Genomic DNA, 20,696 nt, shown 5'->3' with positions numbered 1-20,696 from the left:
TCTCCTGTCACAAACTTAGACTCTATTTCTAAAGAATAAAAACCATAATACATATTTGAAATTTCGGTAATATCTTGGGACAAGCCTCCTCGGTTGACTTAACGCTCTATGTAACCACTCTAAATGAGCTTTCTGCATCCATGTTGGAGCCCTTTTAGTTTTTCCTGTAAGAAAATCTAAAGATGCACCAATACAAAATAGTTGAGCCGAAAAAGAATTGGGATTTCCGTTATTTATTCTTTGATAAAGTGAAAATGCAAGGTGCTCCTGTGACGGAGATCCTACAGCCAAGAACACAAAATCAGGATTACTGTTAATAATAAAATCAACACAAGCTTCAACTTCGTTAATTCTTTTTACAAATCCCATTGAAGGATTAAAATGTTCAATATTTTGCAATTGAAATAATTTTTTTAATTGCACTATTTGTTTGTCTGTTGTTCCTATAATAGTTACTCTAGCCCTTTTAACCCAGTCAAGCTTCAGTAACTCTCTAGTTAGATCGCTGCCTGGAACTACATTAAGAATAGTTTGTTCATTAAAGGTGGATAACTTTTGTACAATGCGACTATCACATAATCTATAATCTGATATTTCGTACGCTTTACAAAATGAAGGATCATCTAAATTTCGCAAGCGTTGTAAATGATCAATATTCGGAGTAACAATAATTTTAAATACATCTTTTCTAATGAAATTATGATGAATAATATCAAGAAAATCATTCATTGAGACATCATTAATTGTAATAGTGTCAAATTTTTTTAAATTAGTCATTTCCATAACTCCAAGCTATAATCTTCCTAATATTACTTCTTTAAATTTATTAATTTTACTTGAATACCATTCATTGCATTCATGCTTTAGAGCTAATAGATCATTTTGGCTTACTTTTCTTTCAAGGTTGGTCATAATCTGTTTGGCCATTTCAGAAGCTTGACGTGAACTATAAACATAAGAAGGTATATCTTCTAATCCACGCAAAGCAAACTCGGATGCAACAATAGGGCGCCCAATGGTAATTGCGTCTAGCGTTTTAATTTGGACACCAGCACCAGAAATAGATGGTATTGCAATAACTTTCGACCTCGATAAGAATTCGTGTGCATCCTCGACAAATCCCTTATACTTGACATTTTTAAATTTATCCGCTAACCAATCAGCACCTTTACCAGCAACTTGAATTGTAATTTCCATCGGTAACAAAGGATACACATTATCAAAGAACCACCGAAGCCCTTTCATATTCGCATCCCATGACCAAGTTCCTAGTAGAGATACATCATACTTTGCTTCAGGTAAAGGTTGTAAATCTGGTTCTAACAATGGCAATGCATCAAAAGTTATACAAGTTAAACTATTATATTCTGAATTATTTAGCTTTGAATAATACGCAGTATCATTTTCACTCAAAGACCATATTTGATTAATTTTTTTAATAGAGGACAGTTCAATTTTTTTTAATTTTGATGATTCTAAACGAAGAATATTACGTTTCAACCAATTTGAAGAGTCATTTGCAAGATCATCATAAAGCTGACTCTCAACATTATGACTTATCAAAATCACTCTTTGTTCGCTTGAAAAATAATCACATATCCATAGCATCTGCGTATGATCTATAAATATATAATCATATTGCTTTTGTTTGAGCTTAGCATTCACTATTTCTAGGAACTTAGCACCAACATACTTTTCAGATGAAAATGGTACCTTTTTAACTAATGAGCTCAAAAGCCACTTCAAAGTTTCCTTTTTGTGTCCCTGTGTTTCAATGACTCTTGCTTCAGCGACATTATAATTATTCGGAAGGCTCAAATTCGTTTCATCTGGCCTAACGTAGCCGACCACATCAACATCAGCGCCATTTGAAATCAATCCGGTTATTATCTGCTTTGTAACAATCTCCCCACCAGACTTTGCTTTTATAGGTAAGATCGTTGTTAAGAATAATATATTCATAAGCCCCTACTTTATATACCAAGTATTTTTTTACTTAGTTCAATATATATTTTTGAGTATTTGTATGTGTTGAAATCAGAATGTAAATATTTATATGCGTTTTCAGCAAGACGGTTTCTTAACTCTTCGCTATCCCAAAGCTTGTTAAGGTTTCTATCGAACGATTCAACGTCTCCTAATGAAGCAAAGAGGCAGGTATTATCATGTTGTCCATAATCTTCAAGGCCTGGAGTGTAATTCAATAAAACCGCTTTTCTAGCCGCAGCTGCTTCTAATAGAGTTGTGATACCACTAGCATGAAAATTAAACTTTAAAGGGATAACGACAAATTTACATGCATGGTATAAATATACCATTTCGTTATAGGAAGCTCTGATAATAGTAACATTATCCCTGGAAAAACTTCGTTTATGATGCTCAGGGTTTCCAGAACAAATGATAAACTGTTTATCAGGATTCTTTTCGGCAATAATGTTTAATAATTCCAGGTCGCGATGCTGATCTGTTCCAACGGACAAAATAAAATCTTTTTTATCGAATCCAATAGGTTTAACTGACAAGGCATTATATTCATACGCTGAAAAGTTAATCCCATATCTTGTATAGAGTAGTTGACTTTGTTCACATTGATATTTATTTATGAACTCAGCTTTTTCAGCCGTAGATAGGTACAATATCTTATCAATACTTTTTAATAATTTCTTTATTTTATTGAGTTGTTTATCAGAATAATTTTGCGAATGATCTATTAACCAAACAAAATTAGCGATATGCTTTGCAAAAAAATTATTTATTATAGGTATTCTTCTTAACCTAGCAATAAAAAGTGCATCTCTATCAACATGCGTCCAAACAACATCATATTTCAAAAGCAGCAATGGGAGTTTAATACAATACAAATATAACTTTCCAATTATATTATCTTTGAAAAGGAGTCGTTCAAATTTATTAAATCTACAATAATCAACTTCAATACCCGGCGTTACAGCATTTCCATAGCCGTAAAGCATACTGTCATTTCTTTTTCCTTCCAAGTACTCTTTTCGCCAAGCATCTGCTAATATAGTATGCCGTAAACCTAAGAAAACCAGCGCTTTCATTAATAGCCACTCCCTTTTTTCAAATCTTTTTTATTTCGATTAAAAAGCATATAAAAAATAAGCAACACCATGATTTGATATGGTCTAAAAAAGAAAGTACCAGTGAAAAGCATATTTAAATATAATACGCTAAAGCAAAATGTATAAAGCTTTGTATTTATTCTACTAAATGAATCTAACCATAGTTTACTGAACCAACTAAATGCTATCAAAAAAAGAATAAAACCATACGTATAGATAACACCTAACACACCTATATCAAGAGGACTGAATTTAGTATCTCCCATATTTATATCGGCTTGGTTACTTAGATATCCATTTCCAAGAATAAAATTATCTATAAAATTAGATTGCATAACCCTCAATATTCTTAGCCTTACTAAAGATGAACTGTCAGTGAGCGAGAGCGACCGTAGTATGTTCTGGTATAAATCTATGAGTTCACCGTAAGTAAAATACACAATAATTGATAATAAAACTGACATAAATACTAAAAGATATAGGATTACATACCTTGTACTATATACATACGTTCTTATATAACATAAGAAAAAAGAAAATGCTAACGCTCCGATAAAAACTCGCCCCTGAAAATAAAAAACCAAATAAATTATAGACAACCCTAAAGTAAACCAATATATAATTGGATATCTCGATTTATTTTTTGATGATTTATACCACGAGCAACATAATAACATAAATGGAAAAAATATATCGAATCTAAAACGATATGACCCATCACTACGCGTGTCTACTAATAAATTACCACTGGAAAAGTAGTAATATTCGGCATTTAGAGTATATGTAAGATATATCCACACTAACGTTATTAATAAAGATATTATAAACAACCATGAAATGACATATTCAAAAAAACGGTCATTATCTACTTTTATTTTATGCTTAAATATACCATAATATAATAAATATAGAACAGCGGCCATAATTGGTATTCTAAAAGCTAAAATACCCAATATAACACTTTGTCCGAAATTGATGTTGGCCATAACTGGAGAAAACACATTTAAAAAAAGAGTCAACCCAGCCGTAAATAGCACTTTTTTATCGAGGGAAACATTAGTTGATCGCCCCATCACATAAACAAGTATTAAAAGAACTAAGATCCCAGCAAGAACACCTATTTCAATAAAATAATATAATGGAAGCTCTAGTAGTTCAAAGGTACGCGCAGTAAAAATTATTGATATTACAAAGCAAAGGGCTAAAAGTCGATCTACCAGAGAAAGTTTAGTTTTTTTCATCATTAAGAACTCTCTTGTAGAGTGATTCATATTGATTACAAATTCTTTCACTAGAGAATTTTTCAACCACTCCTTTTTCTATTTTAAACTGCTGATTCTCATATGATTTTGAGACAGAAAAATCCTCTAGAGGGAAAATATTTGGAAATAGTGCAGCGATTTCTTTAGTTCCACCTGTCAAGTTTGTAAATACAGGCTTACCAGCTAATGCCAATTCTACAACACTCCTACCAAAAGGTTCGTTCCATTTGGTAGGAAGAATAATCAAATCAGTTATGGCTAAAAATTCGCTAAGACTCATAAACCCCGTTAAATCCACTCCAGCGTCACCAGCCATTGCTTTTAATTCTTCGGTTAACGAGTCTGTGGGACCAGCAGCAATAAACTTTAATTTTTTTTGATTATTTTGATGCAGGTGTGCTATTTTACAAAAAGTATCAAAGCCTTTTTCTACTGTTAGCCTTCCAAAAAAACCTATTATAACTTGTTCATCAGATTTTCTATTAACTTCCTGTTTAGAAACAGTATTATATATAGTTGTATGGATTCCATGCTTTGCAAAACCATTTTTTTGATGAAGCTGCATCATATATTCACTTATACCAACAAATGCAGCTACTCTTTTCGACATTATTGCTTTAAAAAAAGATAATAGCTTTACTTGCATACCAAATGGATTGATATTTTTCCCATTCTTGTATAGAGAAGCGTTAATATGCAAGAGATAATAATCCCTGGTTGTATGTACAACTCTAACTGAATTTCTTGCACATGTAAGCCAAGTAAGTGTTGATAATCCAAAGAGATTATTAGTGTGTACTATATCAGGCTTGAAACTTTGTATCTCTGCTGAAATAGCTTTTTGTATACTGAAATTAAAATTATCTTTAATATGGAAAATTAATTTTTGAAAAGGGTTTCTTTTTTCACTTACAAATGGCCAATATATATTGGTGTTTGGTATGCAAACAGATGTCACTCCTTCAATTAATGTTTCTTTTCTTTGTTTTTCATTTGTAATTGATACAACTTTTACTTCATGTCCCTTCTTTACTAACGACTCAGCCAAGAGTTTTACCGATACTTCGGCCCCCCCGACCTTAAATGGATAGTATAATGTATTAAACATCATAATTTTCATTTAGCTGTCCTTATATTTTAATTTTTATAAAGAAAAGAATTGATATCATCAGCCTAATAATACTACCAGTCATTAACGCAATGATCGCTCCCCACAACCCATAAGGTTGCAAAAAGAAGAAAATAGCCGCAAATGCAATCAATCCAATTAGTTGCCTTATTATTATTAATACTTGACTACCAGATATTAAGGCTTTTTGTGTTAATACCCATGCGATCCCACTAATTACCATATTGATAATAATATAAGGAAGATAGACATGCGATGATAAATATCTTTCACCGAATGCTATTTTTATTAGTAGTTCAGAAAATGCAAATGCACATAAACAACCAATAATCCCTCCAAATATAGCAACTTGTAGAACGATTTTTTCATTATTTTTTTTATTAATATAACCTGAGAATAAATAATCCGATAAGACATTATAAAATTTGAGGGGTAGTGTGTTAAAAGCTGCTGCTGTTGAATATAAACCTAGCGCTGAAATACCTGTAAAATTGCCTATTAAATATTTATCCATATTATTCGTTACAATACCAAATACTTGCATTGCATACTGCTTGATATAATATTTTATAAACATTAAACGTGGTATATCATCATTTGCGCTATTTTGATTCATAACTTTATAAATAAAATACACTCCCATGATACTTGATAACGTATTAGATAAAATAACCATCAAAATTGCGTAATCTGAACTTACTAACTTGTGAGTCATGAATACAATAGTTGTGATTACAAAAAAGAAAAAAGGAGATAAAAAGGAAAACAACTTATAGTATTTCAGACTACCCTGAATTTTTAACAACTCTATTGTAAGTTGCATCACACAAAGCATAACCACTTGTGTAATAAAAAATAAAATCTGATATGTTTGATTACTTAATAAAAATTTTACTACAAGCCCTATTAATAAAACCAATGATAATGTAGCCAAAATGGCTACATATCCTTTTTTCTTCCCATCTCGGACACAATACGCAATTGTGTTTCCTGCGCCTGAAATGAAAAAAGACGAAAATATTGTTGTGCTAACTATAAATAACTGGACATGGCCACGATCCTCAATAGTTAAAAGCCTTGTAAGTAATATAGCTTGAAAGAAAGTCAATAGCACATTACTAAAGCCTACACTCAATACTTGAGTTATACTCTTTAAATCTTTCTTCATGTCTTATTCTTCTAATAGTTTCGTTCCATCAATATCATATGTCCATTCTTTAAAATAACCACTATTCTTTCCATAAGCATTATCAATCACATCATTAGGTAATGATAGTAAGCAAGAAAAAATGTGTCCATGCATACGGGATGTAACTACCTTTTCATGGCTTGTAAAGTATAATGCATAACGTTGAACCATTTTGTAGGTATAGTTATACCATATAACATTCGAAATATTCTTTAATAAAGAGAGATTTGTGACCCCACCTATTCCATCAAGTTTTCTGCAGAGTTTTCTCATTAATAAATCTTTCGAAGTCAAAATATCTTCCCAATCAACATATTTATCATCACCGTTTTTATGCTCGAGAAGCCTACGCTGTACTTGATTTATTTCTTTATCATTTCTAATTAAATATAATGTTCCTTTGCTTTTCTGAGACTTCGGCAAAGTACCCCATAAACTGTGAGCCATGTCTGGCATTAAGAAGGTTTGAGATGTGAACTTTTTAAAAATTGAAAGACTTCTAGTATCGCGTGAGAAAATGATAAGATCTTTATGTGCTCCAAATGATTTTACTGATTTATTCAATTCGTGTTCATTTTCGAAAAATGCAGTTTGCGGTAAAATAATGATTCGTGTATCAGGAAAAGAACTTACCACGTCTTGTCTAAATTTTTGAAACTCAGGATATAAATCACCGAAATTCCCGCCACCCTGCATTAGAATTACAGTATTAGGGTTAATATATTTTTTTATTTCCTTAACTGAATAACGAGCATTGCTTCTTCGGAGCTTAATATTAATGTTGTTTTCTTTAAAGAAATTCTCTGTTCCATGATAGATTAATAAGTCCCCAACATTTAAATATACAGGATAATCTAAGAATATTACTTCGTTCTTATCCTTAATAAATGGCAAAATCTCGGTTAATTTATTTTTCAAATTATTCTGATGCATGAGTTACCCTATAATTTACACATAACGAATTCAATAACTAATCCAGCACATAAGATGCTGAATTAGTTATTTTATTTAACGACACTATTTTTTGTCAGTATTATATGAATAGCCATAATGGTTATAACCATAACCGTAATAACTACTTGCTTTTTTTACCACACCATTGAGTATGCAACCTTTGACTGGAATACCACTCTGTTCAAATCTCCGTTTTGAAATTTCGATCTCTTTAGCTGTATTTAATTCAAATCTAGCCACAAGTAATACCGTCCCTACGTATTGGCCGATAATCGCAGCATCAGTAACAGCTAATATTGGCGGGGTATCTACTAAAATCAAATCATATTCTTTAGAAACTGATTCTAAAAATAATTTCAATCTCTCATGCATTAGTAGTTCAGAGGGATTTGGTGGAACCTGTCCTCTAGTAATAATATCTAGATTATCCAACTGTGTGTTTAAAATCGCGCTACCGACTGTCGATTTCCCTGACAAGATTTCTGATATGCCGTTGCTGTTACTTACCCCAAATACTTTATGAATGTAACCTTTTCTCATATCAGCATCAATGAGGAGTACTCGCTTTCCTGTCTGAGCGACAATTGCCCCCAAATTGCTACTGATAAAGGACTTCCCTGCGTTTGGGCTAGCCCCAGAAATCATTAATATATTATTGCTAGATTCAAGCATTGCAAAATGCAAGCTAGTTCTTAAACTTCTTATTGCTTCAATTGCAAGATCAGCAGGATTTTCCAATGCAAGAAGAGATTCCCGATCCTCTTTGAACACATCCTTTGCAGCCAATCGTTTTCCATTTTTGAAATGTTTCTGCGTTAACCACTCCGAAACTGGAACACTTGCATAAACATTAATGCCCATGTCTTCGAGTTCTTCAGGCGATTCTATTCCACGGCGTAAAAACATTCTAGCTAAGACTATGCCGACTGAAACAAACAGGCCAAATACTAATCCGATCAGTACAACCATTATTTTTTTAGGCTTTACTGGTTTTGGTTCAGCAATAGCAGAATCAACGATCCTAACATTCCCAATTGTACTAGATTTGGAAATATTTAATTCTTGCTGTCTATTTAGCAGCTGCATATAGACAGCACGACCGGATTCAACATCTCTACTCAACCTTAAAATTTCCTGTTGAGTCGTTGGCATCGATGTAACTTGGTTATTCAGCCTAACTTTTTCTTGTGCTAAAGTCTTCTTTTTTTCAAGCAATGCTTTGTATGTTGGATGATCGGTCGTAAACAATTGAGAAATTTCAGCTTCTCTAAATGTAAGTTCATTTAGCTGATTATCAACATTAACGATTTGGTTTAAAACCGCTTGAGCTTCCATTGTTAAATCAACGGAGTCTTTTTTTCGCCTGTAGGCATTCAACTTATTTTCAGCATCATCAAGCTCGTCACGAACCTTCGGTAATTGCGCTTTCAAAAACTCTAAACTTTTTTCATCTTGCGCAGCCTGGCGTGAAATGTTTTGAGCCAAATAATTATCACTAATTGTATTTAAAATATCAGTAATCTGATTTGGATCTTCACCAACTAAAGTTAAGTTTAGCATGCCAGTGTCTTTACCCTGATCTGTGACACTGAATACCTTTAACAAATTATTAATAGCTTGTAACCGCGTAATCTTTTGGATAGTAAAGCTGGATCCTTTATCAGCGTTTATTTCATCCACTTTTATGGTAAATTCATTATTATCGATCAGTGTTCCTACTTTACCTTTAATCTCACCGGCACTTGTTGTTACAATAAAATTATGTTCATCTATAACTTCAAGTTTTACGTTTTCTATATCATTTTTTTTCAGAAGCAGCTTGCTTACTTTAATATTTCCGCCTTCTGTACCTGTCAAGCGAGCCCAACCGCGACCAAATACTGGGAAATAATCTTTTTGAATTGTTATTTCTAAATTCAGGTCATCAACTGTTTTACCCAACACCATACGAGATTGTAATAATGCTATCTCTGGTGCTGATTGCTGAGTACCAGTTGGTAAAACCTGATTTAAACTATCCAATAATGCATTTCCCTGCTTTTGTTCTACTTGAACTAGAGCATCTGCTTGATAAATCGGCGTAGAAAACATAGCATAGAGAAGTGCAATAACTGTAAAAAAAATAGTTACGCTAAGAATGAGTTTTCGATGATCAATAAACTCTCCAACTAAACGACCTAAGTCTAATTCATCTGCTTCTGATTGTTCTTGCTTCTTATAACTTATAGGTGCCATAATACGTCCCGCTTTATTCAACGAAGTCTCACAGCCCAGCTATGACATGCTTCATCTATTAATTGATAAACAAATTCAAAGGCTTCTCTGCTTTGCTTATATGGATCAGGAATTTCTCTATTTCCAATCCAATGCCCAATTAACATTGTTTTTCCTCGAGCATGAGGTGCAATTTTACTTACCTGTTCAATATGATTCTTATCCATTACTAGTATCAGATCATATTCGATACTCATAGCACTGGTGAATTGCGTTCCTGAATGCCCTTCAAGATTTATGCCTTTTTCATTTGATACCTGTAAAGCAAGAGGATCAGCTGGATGTCCAACCAAAGCTCCTACCCCAGCTGACTTTATTGTTTTTTCGGGTAACAAAGACTGTAATATTCGTTCCCCCATAGGAGAACGACAAATATTGCCAGTACATACCACTAATACAGAGTCAAACATATGTCATCACCAATTTTTAATATAGCGTGTAGTTTCTGTCATATCATGGACGCCTGTGATTGTTGGTACTAGCTGAGATATAACACGATTCCACCTTACAAGTGGAGCCGTAGTGACATAGACAATATCATAAGGCTGCAACTGAAACTCAGTACCCAGCACCATCGCTGAAGCATCTTGGGCATTAAGCTGATATATATTAGCTATTTTACCCTGCTTGTCATTTTTCAGTTGTCTTATAACAAATACCCCAGTGGCATCGCTAAAAGCTTGCGTCATACCTTCGGCATTGCCAATCGCTTCTGCTAAAGTCATCCCACTTCGATCCATTTTCATGGTACTTTGTTTGCCCACTTCTCCCATTACAAATACTTTTAAATCATCGTTTCGTGGGACAAATAATATATCACCCGGATACAGTAAATGATTTTGTGACAAGTCTCCTTTTTGCATCAGCGCATATAAGGATATCTTTGTATCCTTACCATTATGAGTTAACACAACATTGCGCCAATCAGCATCTGGAGCAAGACCTCCAGCGGCATTTATGGCATCCATTACCGTTAAAGGAATATTCGTTATCGGTTGTTGGCCCGATTTCATTACCTCTCCAGTAACATATGTTTTCTGCGATCTAAAAGCTGCAATGCTAACATCAACCTGAGGACTTTCGATATAAGTAGTTAAACGACTAGCTATTTCCTGGCGTACCTGGGTAAGAGTTTTGCCGGCAACCTGAACCCTGCCTATATAAGGGTAAAAGATTGTGCCATCAGAATTAACCCAGTTACCTGTATCGCTAGCACTGCGGTATTGGCCCGCAGGGGTTGTCAGTTCTGGATGATCCCATACGGTAACCATCAATACGTCGCCGACCCCAATGCGATATTCGTAACTTCGGAGCAAATTATCCAGCTGCGGGTTGGGTCTCGCCAGAACAGTCTCCGGACGGAGCTGATCGATAAGCCCCGGTGTCATTGGGTATACATTGACCAACTTATCCAGATCGTAATCGCTGTCCGGTAGTTCGACCACATTTTTGCGTAGACTATTTAATCCTTGACCAGGAATAATAGTACAGCCTGATAAAAAACTAATCGCCAACGCTAATGCCGAAAATCTAACAAGTTTTTTCTTCATAATGTCACATCATCAGTAAACCAAAATTTGCCAATTCCTGAGCAGCTGTGTTAGCCGTTACTTCCCTGCCGGCTTATGGGGAGAAAAAAGCTGACCGCGTCCTGCAGCGCTACCACCCTCTCTCCCCTATTTTCAGCATTCAGCCTTATAAACTAAATGGTATTTCTATCCCTGCGCTGGCCCCAACGTCGTCACTGTCGCTGTTGTTAGCGTTGGTGTACCACAGTGAAGTATTCAAACGGACCGACTGATATACATCCCCGCTCCAACCCAGCTGAACACCTTTCAGGGTATCTGAATGAGGAAATGCTTTATTTATTGATTGGTTCTCTGGGTTAACTTTGGCGTAAACCAGCCGCGTACTCCAGCGCTGGTTATCTTCTGTAATCAGTTCAACCTTACCGGCAATGAGTTGACCATCTCCGCCCATCGCATCCCCCAACGGATATCCCTGTTGGTAATAACCATCCTTATAAATATGATGCGTGTAAATGTAGTCAGTACGGCTCATATTAGATCTTGTATCGTGTGCCTCAACATACCAGTTTACCGCATCCTTACCCCAACCATGATGCCCTTCCACCCCACCAAGGAATGTATTTGCTGAAGGAAGGAAACCTGCCTCGTCTTCGCCGATCATCTGTCCGTAGAAACTGACCGGCCAGCCGAGAGTTGGCTCCAGTTTAAACTTAAAATCAAAGCCGGCCAGTTGGTTACCCGGTTCATTATCCGTACCTGTATTATCCTGTCCGGTGATCCCGTCCCAGAAACTGCTGAAGGATTGCGGACGCCCTTCCCCGCCCCACTGCATAATGCGCGATGCGCCTAACTCTAAAGACTGGAACGGCGTGAAGGTGAAACGGCCACCGATAATTTTTGTGTGCGGCACAGCGGTATATTGATTCATCTGACTGGCTGAGATCTGATACTGCCATGGGCCCACCCAGCGCAGCCACCAGGTTTCCGGTGCCGCCTGCTCAGCCCGCTGCATCAGAAAGCCGGTCATCGGCCGCATCGCATCCCCGCGGATCAAGCTACCTTCATACCCAGGTCCCCACCACTGCGGTACCTGGCCAAAGGAGAGCCACTGATTCCAGAACTTCACCGCGCCATAGGCGCCGTTGGCGTTGAAGCGCGATCCGTTGCTGATCCGCTCTCCCCCTTCGACGTTGCCCTGGAGGTGGACATCCCACCATTCTCCGCTGTTGTTAAACGCCAGGCCTAACGAGTTATCTGCTGGCTGCGTCTGGCCAAACCCCTGCGGAGTGCCCGGCTGATCGGTTGAGGTGTAGCCGGTGACCCGGAAATCGGCTTTTAAAGCAGACAGTCGCTGGTTGATACGAGCCAGCACCACTTGCTCAGAAGAATAAGACGGTTTAGCTTTTTTTAGCGCCCTGGAGATCTCTTCCTGGCTCAGCGGCCAGGTCGACAGGCTCAGATGGATGACCCCACGATCGGAAAGCCAGGCAAGGTCGTTTCGCAGATCGTTATCATTTGCTACTAACCCGGCCGCGTAAGCCTGGGCTCCCAGTGAGGAAAGCAAGCCCAATGTCACGGCAATGCGCGCAATTTTTATCATTGTACAAGATCCATTTTCAGCCCCGCAGTCGTATCTCAATGAGAATGGGGGGAATACCAAGATAGAAAGCGCTCGCGGCACCAGCTGACTTCGCTGTGCAACACCGGCGAGGCAAGTACAGTTACCCTAAGCTGCTCGTAGTCATTATCACATCCACCCAGCTCACAATGTAGGCGAATTTTACCGTACAGGCTATCGATGAGACGGGAAAGTTGGTGTACAGGCGATATCAGCAGCTGCTCCTGACCCATTTATGAGGATATCTGATGAGCTTGATAGATATCTTATGGCGTCAATCACCCAAAGTGCATCGATTTTTATAGCCGTTCAGAGAAGATATTTGTGCAGCAGCAGGTGGTTTCAGCGACGCTACCGCCCCTGGCTTAACAGCTACCAGCGTACTGACTACCTGAACGGCGTATTTAATCGGCCTGTGGGTGATAAGTTGGTCAGGCCTTTATTTTTGCGGCGTTAAGTCTACGGGATTTCGGCCACAATTGGGAGTCTTACTGCCGAATATCTGCCAATTAATCCCATCCGCAGTTTTATTGGCAAAAAATAAGCGGCTCGCCAATAAAGATTATTTATTGCTCGTATCTACCAAACATCTGCCTGGCGAAGCCATGCCGACTCAAACACAGATAACCCTATGTAAAAAAAGACTTTTTTCATCACGCCCACGTCATTTCAAAATCAGATGATGGCGCTACAGTCAACTACAATTTCTAATAGTTTCTCGATACAGGATTATTCATCCAACGTGGAACAGGTGCTTTCTGAACGCATTTAAGAAACGTCTGACCACGGCTATATCCACGCAAATTGACAATAACAATGTAGTAGCACTGCATTATTTCATAAATATGAATTATCAATTGACTGGCATATAGTAGATTATTTTCTTATTTGTCTAATTAACCGGCGAAAACTTAATTTCCCCTGTAAAACAAATGGCGATTACCAGGCCTGCTTATGCAGATCGGTACGCGTAAAGGGTTTATCCAGCGGTCCTACTGCGGTGGCAATTTGCCCCAGCAGGGACTGAGTCGGCGCTTTATTGCCGCTATGCAACAGGATAAGCGGGACCATCACCAGACACGCGACGCCCCCCTTCGAAATACTCACGCTTTCCGAATGGGTAGTACGTTTTTGCAACAACAGGAACAAAGCGCTGCCAGCAGCGCCGAGCAACAGGCCTGCGATTACTTCTGACACGGAATGTGCATTAATAACCAGCCGTGAATATCCCACCACGGCGGCCAGAATATAGCCGGTGGCGACGGCTGCTTTTTGCAAGCCCGCGGAAAAACGAGCGCTAAGCAGCCACAGGAAGATAGGCCAGAAGGCCGCGGAAAGCGCTGAGTGGCCGCTAAAGCCGGTGTAATCCAGCTCGCGAATGCCCAGACCCCAGCCCATAAAGGCCAGTTTGGAGGCGCAGACAATGGCGCCGGTGATGCCGAACAGCAAACTCCACTGCCACGCCAGCAACCGCGACGTTTTACGCAGCATCAGGACAATAAACAGCGCCGCTGCGCTGGGCAGCAAAACGGTGCTATCGCCAAAAAATGAGATGAGTTGCCAGTTCATATACCTGTGATCCTTCGATGATGTCCACTGCCGTGCTCAGGGATTATCCGTAATGTCTGTACCAGCTCGCATGCCAATTCATTTCACATTTTTATGCATGCAAGTGAGATGTTTAAAGCGGAAACATGATCGCAGTCAAGTTTTATTTTTGGCTGACGTTGACCGCTTTCCCTGCACTTTAGGAATTGTCGCACTAAGTGACTATTCACAAAGCATTATTGCCGCTACTCCGACCATTGCACCACAGAGGCCAGAGACAAACTACCAGAAGTCTCCGAAGCCATACGTTTCTTTACAATCGTTATAACATTCACGTTATGAATAATTTCTGCATAACGTTATGAGCGGCGTGGCAAAATACCCCTGCCCTGCCGCTCACTCTTACGCCGGCGCTCAGGCCAGCAATTTTTTAATGCTTTCGCGGAATTTGGTACCTTCTTTCAGGTTACGCATCCCGTAGGTGACGAAGGCCTGCATGTAGCCCATTTTTTTACCGCAGTCATAGCTTTCGCCGGTCATCAGCATTGCGTCAACGGACTGCTTCTTCGCCAGTTCGGCAATGGCGTCGGTTAGCTGGATACGGCCCCAGGCACCCGGCTGGGTTCGTTCAAGTTCAGCCCAGATATCTGCCGACAGCACGTAGCGGCCCACTGCCATCAGGTCGGAGTCCAGGGTCTGCGGTTCGTCCGGTTTTTCAATGAACTCAACGATACGCGCCACCTGCCCTTCCGCCACCATGGGCTCTTTGGTCTGGATAACGGAGTATTCGGAGAGATCCCCCGGCATGCGTTTCGCCAGCACCTGGCTGCGGCCGGTCTCGTTAAAACGGGCGACCATGGCAGCGAGGTTATAGCGCAGCGGGTCAGCGGTGCCGCCGTCGAGAATGATATCCGGCAGCACTACGACAAACGGGTTGTCCCCGACTACCGGGCGGGCGCAGAGGATGGAGTGGCCCAGACCCAGCGGCTGTGCCTGGCGCACGTTCATGATGGTTACGCCCGGCGGGCAAATGGCCTGGACTTCCGCCAGCAGTTGGCGCTTCACGCGCTGCTCGAGCAGGGCTTCCAGCTCGTAGGAGGTATCAAAGTGGTTTTCCACCGCATTCTTCGAGGAGTGCGTCACCAGGACAATCTCTTTGATCCCGGCGGCGACGATTTCGTCAACAATGTACTGAATCATTGGCTTATCAACGATCGGCAGCATCTCCTTTGGAATTGCCTTTGTGGCCGGCAGCATATGCATGCCTAGTCCTGCGACCGGAATAACCGCTTTCAAATTCGCCATATTCATCTTCACCTGTTTGGTTGCAAAACACGCAGTTTTGCAAAATTGTACATGTCACAAATCCATTGGAACTGATAATACACGGATACTGCCCGGGCATCTGCCCGCCAAATTCTTAAATTCACTGTCCCCTAAAAGAATACACACAACTTCCTTTTACCAACAGTTTGAAGTGAGAATAATCTTATTCTCCATCAGGATATTCAGCGGCCCGCTTCCCTGCACAGCGCGATGCCGCCGCGAGGCCCGTACATCGCGGCCTTTGGTACGCAGCCCCTGCCAGCTGCAGGCTGCGGCGCCCATGTGTCCGGAAAGAATAGATATAGATAATTAATTTCACCAGGCAATATATTTCAGCACAAACAGCCAGATATGGCAGGATAATAACCGTAAACCACGGCAGAGAACTGCGATCGGCGCTATTCTGCGCTCACTTCATGATGTGAATTATGCCGATTTTGTGAGCGGGCTTCGCACTTCACCCGGGGATGAGGAAGGGTGCCTACCGTGGAGAACGACGGGACTGCCCGCGCTTTTGCGCCGGGCAGAACGCAGCGGGTTATGGTTCTGATATCAGCAAGCTTATTCCAGCGCGTTCCGCCATATTGTTATTTTTCCGCTGATCTTTTCTGGAACATAATTCTTTTCTGTTCTCTTAATTTGCTGGAAATATATCCACCCCTGGCGGAGTGATATCCGCGTCGTTATTGCATTTTAGACTCATCTTATCCATGATCGTGGTAACACATACCGCAGTCGTACAGGTTTTAATACATATGGAATGGATTGCCGATCCGTCAATCTGGGCAGGTCTCGTCACGCTGGTGGTTATCGAACTGGTGTTGGGTATCGATAACCTGGTTTTCATCGCTATCCTCGCCGAAAAGCTGCCGCCCGCCCAGCGCGACCGCGCTCGTATCACCGGTCTGCTGCTGGCAATGGTCATGCGTCTGCTGCTGCTGGCCTCTATCTCCTGGCTGGTGACCCTGACCAAACCGCTGATTGTTTTTCACGACTTCAGCTTCAGCGCCCGCGATTTAATTATGCTGTTCGGCGGCTTATTCCTGCTGTTTAAAGCCACCGTCGAACTCAACGAACGGCTCGAGGGGAAGGACAGCGATAATCCCACCCAGCGCAGAGGGGCGAAATTCTGGGCCGTGGTGGCGCAGATCGTGGTGCTCGACGCCATCTTTTCGCTCGACTCGGTGATCACTGCCGTCGGCATGGTCGACCACCTGGCGGTGATGATGGCCGCGGTGATCATCGCCATCAGCCTGATGCTGATGGCCAGCAAGGCCCTGACGCGCTTCGTTAACAGCCACCCGACCATTGTCATCCTCTGTCTGAGCTTCCTGCTGATGATCGGCTTCAGCCTGATTGCTGAAGGCTTCAGCTTTATTATTCCGAAAGGCTATCTGTACGCGGCGATTGGCTTCTCGGTCATGATTGAAGCCCTTAATCAGCTGGCGCTGTTTAACCGCCGTCGCTTCCTGTCGGCCAATATGACGTTGCGTCAGCGCACCACCGAGGCGGTAATGAACCTGCTGAGCGGCCAGAAGGAAAAAGCTGAACTGGATGCTGACACGGCGTCGCTGGTGGCCGATCAGGACCATCATCCTTTGTTTAATCCGCAGGAACGGTTGATGATTGAGCGGGTGCTGAACCTTAATCAGCGCAGCGTCAGCAGTATTATGACGTCGCGCCATGATATCGAGCGCATCAACCTCAGCGCACCGGAGGAAGAGATCCGCAGCCTGGTGGAGAAAAATCAGCACACCCGGCTGGTGGTGACCGGCGGGAAAGATAATGAAGACCTGCTGGGAGTGGTTCACGTTATTGACCTGCTCCAGCAGTCCCTGCGCCAGGAGCCGCTGGATCTGCAGGTGCTGGTGCGGCAGCCGTTGGTCTTTCCGGAGGGGTTACCGCTCCTCTCCGCGCTTGAGCAGTTCCGTCAGGCCCGCACCCACTTCGCCTTTGTGGTCGATGAGTTTGGTTCCGTCGAGGGGATTGTGACCCTGAGCGACGTGATGGAGACTATCGCCGGTAATCTGCCCAACGAGGTGGAGGAGATCGACGCCCGGCACGATATTCAGCATCATCAGGACGGTTCGTGGACGGTTAACGGCCATATGCCGCTGGAGGACCTGGTGCAGTACGTTCCGCTGCCGCTGGATGATAAACGGGAGTACCACACCGTCGCCGGTCTGCTGATGGAGTATCTGCAGCATGTGCCGCAGGTGGGGGAGACTATTGAGATTGACGGCTATACCCTGCGCACGCTGCAGGTCGACAGCCATCGGGTGCAAAAGGTGCAGATCGTCCCGCCGGTAAAGCAGGATGAGCTGGATTATGAGGTGTAATCGTCAGGCATAAAACGGCCCGGGGTATCCCGGGCGGTGGGATGGATAATCAAACCCATGCCTGATGGCGCTTCGCTTATCAGGCCTACGGGATGGCAATGCAGACCGGGGTATTACCCCCAGCGCACAACCCAGGCCGTGTCAGACGTAGCCGCCACCCGGCATCAACGGGGCTCCACACTTTGACGACGTTCTCTCATCGCGGGGAATTGTTGCTCTAGAGCAGCCACACTGCCTGATGGCGCTTCGCTTATCAGGCCTACGGGATAGCGACGCAAACCGGGGGATTACTCCCAGCGCACAACCCAGGCCGGGTCAGGCGCAGCCGCCACCCGGCATCATCGTGACATTACACGTTGACGACATTCTCTCATCACGGGGAATTGATGCTCTACAGCAGCCACACTGCCTGATGACGCTGCGCTTATCAGGCCTACATGGATAGCGACTCAAGCTGATGATATTGCGCACAACCCAGGCCGGGTCAGACGCAGCCGCCACCCGGCATCAACGTGGCACACCCTCTGACGACAATCTCACAGCCCGGAAGGTCCGGGCCGCGGTCGTGGAGATTACAGCTTATCGAGCAGCTTCTTGGCGTCTTTGCTCTCTTTGCTGCCTTTATTACGCTCAACCCAGTCGTTGAGGCGCTGCTTCGCTTCATCCTGTAGCTGTTTGCGCAGGATCTGATCAACCTGCAGACTATAGCTCAGCGACTGCCAGTCGCCGTAGATGCGCAGCGGGATGGCGGTCTGTTTCAGGCGGTCGATAAGTTTGCCCTCCCCTTTCCAGCCGCCAAGCACGCGCACGTTAAAGCGCATATCGCAGTTCTCTTTCTGCAGATCAAGCTGACCTTCGCCGGTCATCGCCATCACGTCGGACTGCCCCTGCAGGCGGTTCAGCGTCACCACCCCGTTATCCAGCGTCAGCTGGCTGCTCACGGAATCCAGGCGGGTGGCATTGTCGTAATTCTCCTGCGCCCGCACGTTGGTGCTGCGCTCCACGGCCTGCTGCACCAGTTGCTGGAAATTCAGCCCCTCGGTACGGGTATCGGCCATCTGCAGCTGGGCCTGCCCCTGCCAGTGACGGCGGAAATCATCCGCGTCAATGCGCGTTCCGGAAAACTCGCCGGTCAGCGACAGCTTGCCGGTCAGGTTTAATGAATAGTTAAAGGCTTTGATCAGCGAACCGATCTCCACATTCTGCAGCGCCGGCTGGAACGTCGCCTGCGGCGTGTCGCCACGGGCATCCAGAGTGCCGGGGAGAGAGAGCTGCCCGCCGTCGAGGTTGCCCTGCATTTTGCTGACCGTCAGCAGCCCCTGCTGGTTGCTGATTTCGCTCTGCACCTGGGTGAAGTTCAGGCCGCGCCACTGCAACTGGTCGGCGCTCAGGGCCATCCGGCCGTTAAAGCCGCGCAGGCTCTGGTAATCTTCGCGCTCATCGCTGTCGGCGATCACCGGACGCAGCGGTCGCGTCTGGCTCTGGCCCTGCTGGCTGGCGCTGCTGTCGGTCGCTGGCGAGGAGGGTGCCAGCAGGCTGTCGAGATTCAGGGTGGTCGCGTGGAGATCCAGCGACCAGTCCGGGCGATCCCCCAGCACCACGCTGCCGTTGCCGGTAAGGGTGCTGCCGCTGGCCATCAGATTCAGGTTGTCAAAGCGCAGAGTTTTGCCATCTTCCTGCCAGCTGGCCTGCAGGCTGCCCTGGCCATTAATGCCATCAGGAGGCAGCTCGGCGCCGCGCAGCTGCCAGCTTAGCTGGCTAAAGTCGGCTTTTAAGGAGTGGGGATAGTCGCCGCCCTGCACGGTAGCGGAGAAGCTCAACGCCAGGTCGCGCTGGTCGCGGTTGATCCGGCCGGAGAAGTCGACGGTGGCCCGGTGATTCTCATCCTGCTCCATTTGCAGGCGGATATCACGCACAGTGACCTGCTCGCCATTCTCATGCTGGAAGAAGAGCACGCTGTCGGCCACCTGCAGCTGGCGCACGTCGTAGGACCACCCGCGGTCCTCCGGGGCCTGCGGCAGGGTGTTGTCATGCGGCACCACCGGCGCAGCGCTATCGCGAACCGCCTCGGTTTTCGGGGTCAGCTGGATCACCGCGCCCTTGAGCATCACCTGCTTCACCTGCAGCTGGTGCGACAGCAACGGCAGCAGCGCCACGTCGAGGCGCATGTTGTCGGCGCGGATCACCGGCTCTTCGGCGCCCCGGGCGGTCAGCGTCATGCGTCCGCTGAGAATGCTGAGCTGCGGCCAGACATGCCAGCGCAGCGGGCCATCGAGTTCAAGCTGATAACCGCTGCGCTCTGCCACCTCATGCACCATATAGGCGCGAAAATCGTTGGGATTGACCAGCAATACCAACGAGGTAAGCCCGGCGACAATGACCGCCAGCAGGATCATCAGCGTTGTCAGTATTCGTCTCATGGCACCCTCAGCAACACCCGGTTGA

Annotated in this window: 14 protein-coding genes and 1 pseudogene; 1 reads left to right on the top strand and 14 read right to left on the bottom strand. The window is 43.3% G+C overall.

Features of this window, described 5'->3' with window-relative positions; genetic code table 11:
• Positions 1 to 15 precede the first annotated feature (15 nt).
• The 13 genes and pseudogenes from R0140_RS08255 to galF form a co-directional block, all read right to left on the bottom strand.
• Positions 16 to 777: a WecB/TagA/CpsF family glycosyltransferase gene (locus tag R0140_RS08255; protein WP_233443932.1), complete on the bottom strand. Its 762-nt coding sequence runs from the start codon at positions 775 to 777 to the stop codon at positions 16 to 18.
• Positions 778 to 792: 15 nt separating this feature from the next.
• Positions 793 to 1,962: a glycosyltransferase gene (locus tag R0140_RS08250; RefSeq protein WP_131032962.1), complete on the bottom strand. Its 1,170-nt coding sequence runs from the start codon at positions 1,960 to 1,962 to the stop codon at positions 793 to 795.
• A gap of 11 nt (positions 1,963 to 1,973) precedes the next feature.
• On the bottom strand, positions 1,974 to 3,062 hold the full coding sequence (locus R0140_RS08245; RefSeq protein ID WP_255944475.1) for a glycosyltransferase family 4 protein: 1,089 nt from the start codon (positions 3,060 to 3,062) through the stop codon (positions 1,974 to 1,976).
• Entirely contained in the window at positions 3,062 to 4,327 is a 1,266-nt protein-coding gene (locus R0140_RS08240) for an O-antigen ligase (protein ID WP_255944476.1), read from the bottom strand. Before R0140_RS08240 ends, R0140_RS08245 begins: the two co-directional genes overlap by 1 nt.
• Complete coding sequence (locus R0140_RS08235) at positions 4,311 to 5,465, bottom strand: glycosyltransferase (RefSeq protein WP_131032965.1); 1,155 nt, start codon at positions 5,463 to 5,465, stop codon at positions 4,311 to 4,313. Before R0140_RS08235 ends, R0140_RS08240 begins: the two co-directional genes overlap by 17 nt.
• A 10-nt stretch (positions 5,466 to 5,475) precedes the next feature.
• Positions 5,476 to 6,642, bottom strand: coding sequence for a lipopolysaccharide biosynthesis protein (locus tag R0140_RS08230; protein WP_131032966.1), 1,167 nt, complete (start codon positions 6,640 to 6,642; stop codon positions 5,476 to 5,478).
• A gap of 3 nt (positions 6,643 to 6,645) precedes the next feature.
• A complete protein-coding gene (locus R0140_RS08225; RefSeq protein WP_131032967.1) occupies positions 6,646 to 7,596 on the bottom strand; it encodes a polysaccharide pyruvyl transferase family protein in 951 nt (316 codons plus the stop codon).
• Positions 7,597 to 7,680: 84 nt separating this feature from the next.
• Positions 7,681 to 9,852 carry a polysaccharide biosynthesis tyrosine autokinase gene (locus tag R0140_RS08220; RefSeq protein WP_012541079.1) on the bottom strand — a complete coding sequence of 724 codons (2,172 nt, stop codon included), beginning with the start codon at positions 9,850 to 9,852 and terminating at the stop codon, positions 7,681 to 7,683.
• 17 nt (positions 9,853 to 9,869) lie between these two features.
• A complete protein-coding gene (locus R0140_RS08215) occupies positions 9,870 to 10,301 on the bottom strand; it encodes an arsenate reductase/protein-tyrosine-phosphatase family protein (RefSeq protein ID WP_071822029.1) in 432 nt (143 codons plus the stop codon).
• 6 nt (positions 10,302 to 10,307) lie between these two features.
• Positions 10,308 to 11,441 (bottom strand): polysaccharide export protein, encoded by a 1,134-nt coding sequence (locus R0140_RS08210; RefSeq protein WP_012541078.1) that lies wholly within the window; start codon positions 11,439 to 11,441, stop codon positions 10,308 to 10,310.
• Positions 11,442 to 11,586: 145 nt separating this feature from the next.
• Complete coding sequence (locus R0140_RS08205) at positions 11,587 to 13,020, bottom strand: capsule assembly Wzi family protein (protein ID WP_131032969.1); 1,434 nt, start codon at positions 13,018 to 13,020, stop codon at positions 11,587 to 11,589.
• Between the two features lie 957 nt (positions 13,021 to 13,977).
• Positions 13,978 to 14,607 (bottom strand): phosphatase PAP2 family protein, encoded by a 630-nt coding sequence (locus R0140_RS08200; protein WP_012541075.1) that lies wholly within the window; start codon positions 14,605 to 14,607, stop codon positions 13,978 to 13,980.
• A 315-nt stretch (positions 14,608 to 14,922) separates the two neighbouring features.
• A pseudogene (gene galF / locus R0140_RS08195) lies at positions 14,923 to 15,897 on the bottom strand (GalU regulator GalF).
• A gap of 770 nt (positions 15,898 to 16,667) precedes the next feature.
• Here galF and R0140_RS08190 point away from each other — a divergent pair.
• Complete coding sequence (locus R0140_RS08190; RefSeq protein ID WP_012967582.1) at positions 16,668 to 18,251, top strand: TerC family protein; 1,584 nt, start codon at positions 16,668 to 16,670, stop codon at positions 18,249 to 18,251.
• Positions 18,252 to 18,823: 572 nt separating this feature from the next.
• On the opposite strand, the gene asmA is transcribed toward R0140_RS08190, so the two are convergent.
• A complete protein-coding gene (asmA, locus tag R0140_RS08185; protein ID WP_008804088.1) occupies positions 18,824 to 20,671 on the bottom strand; it encodes an outer membrane assembly protein AsmA in 1,848 nt (615 codons plus the stop codon).
• Between the last annotated feature and the right edge of the window lie 25 nt (positions 20,672 to 20,696).

This window comes from Klebsiella sp. w6, from assembly GCF_033100215.1.
Taxonomy (GTDB): domain Bacteria; phylum Pseudomonadota; class Gammaproteobacteria; order Enterobacterales; family Enterobacteriaceae; genus Klebsiella; species Klebsiella variicola.
Note: the sequence above shows the minus strand (reverse complement) of the source record. Positions and strands in the feature narration are given on the sequence as shown.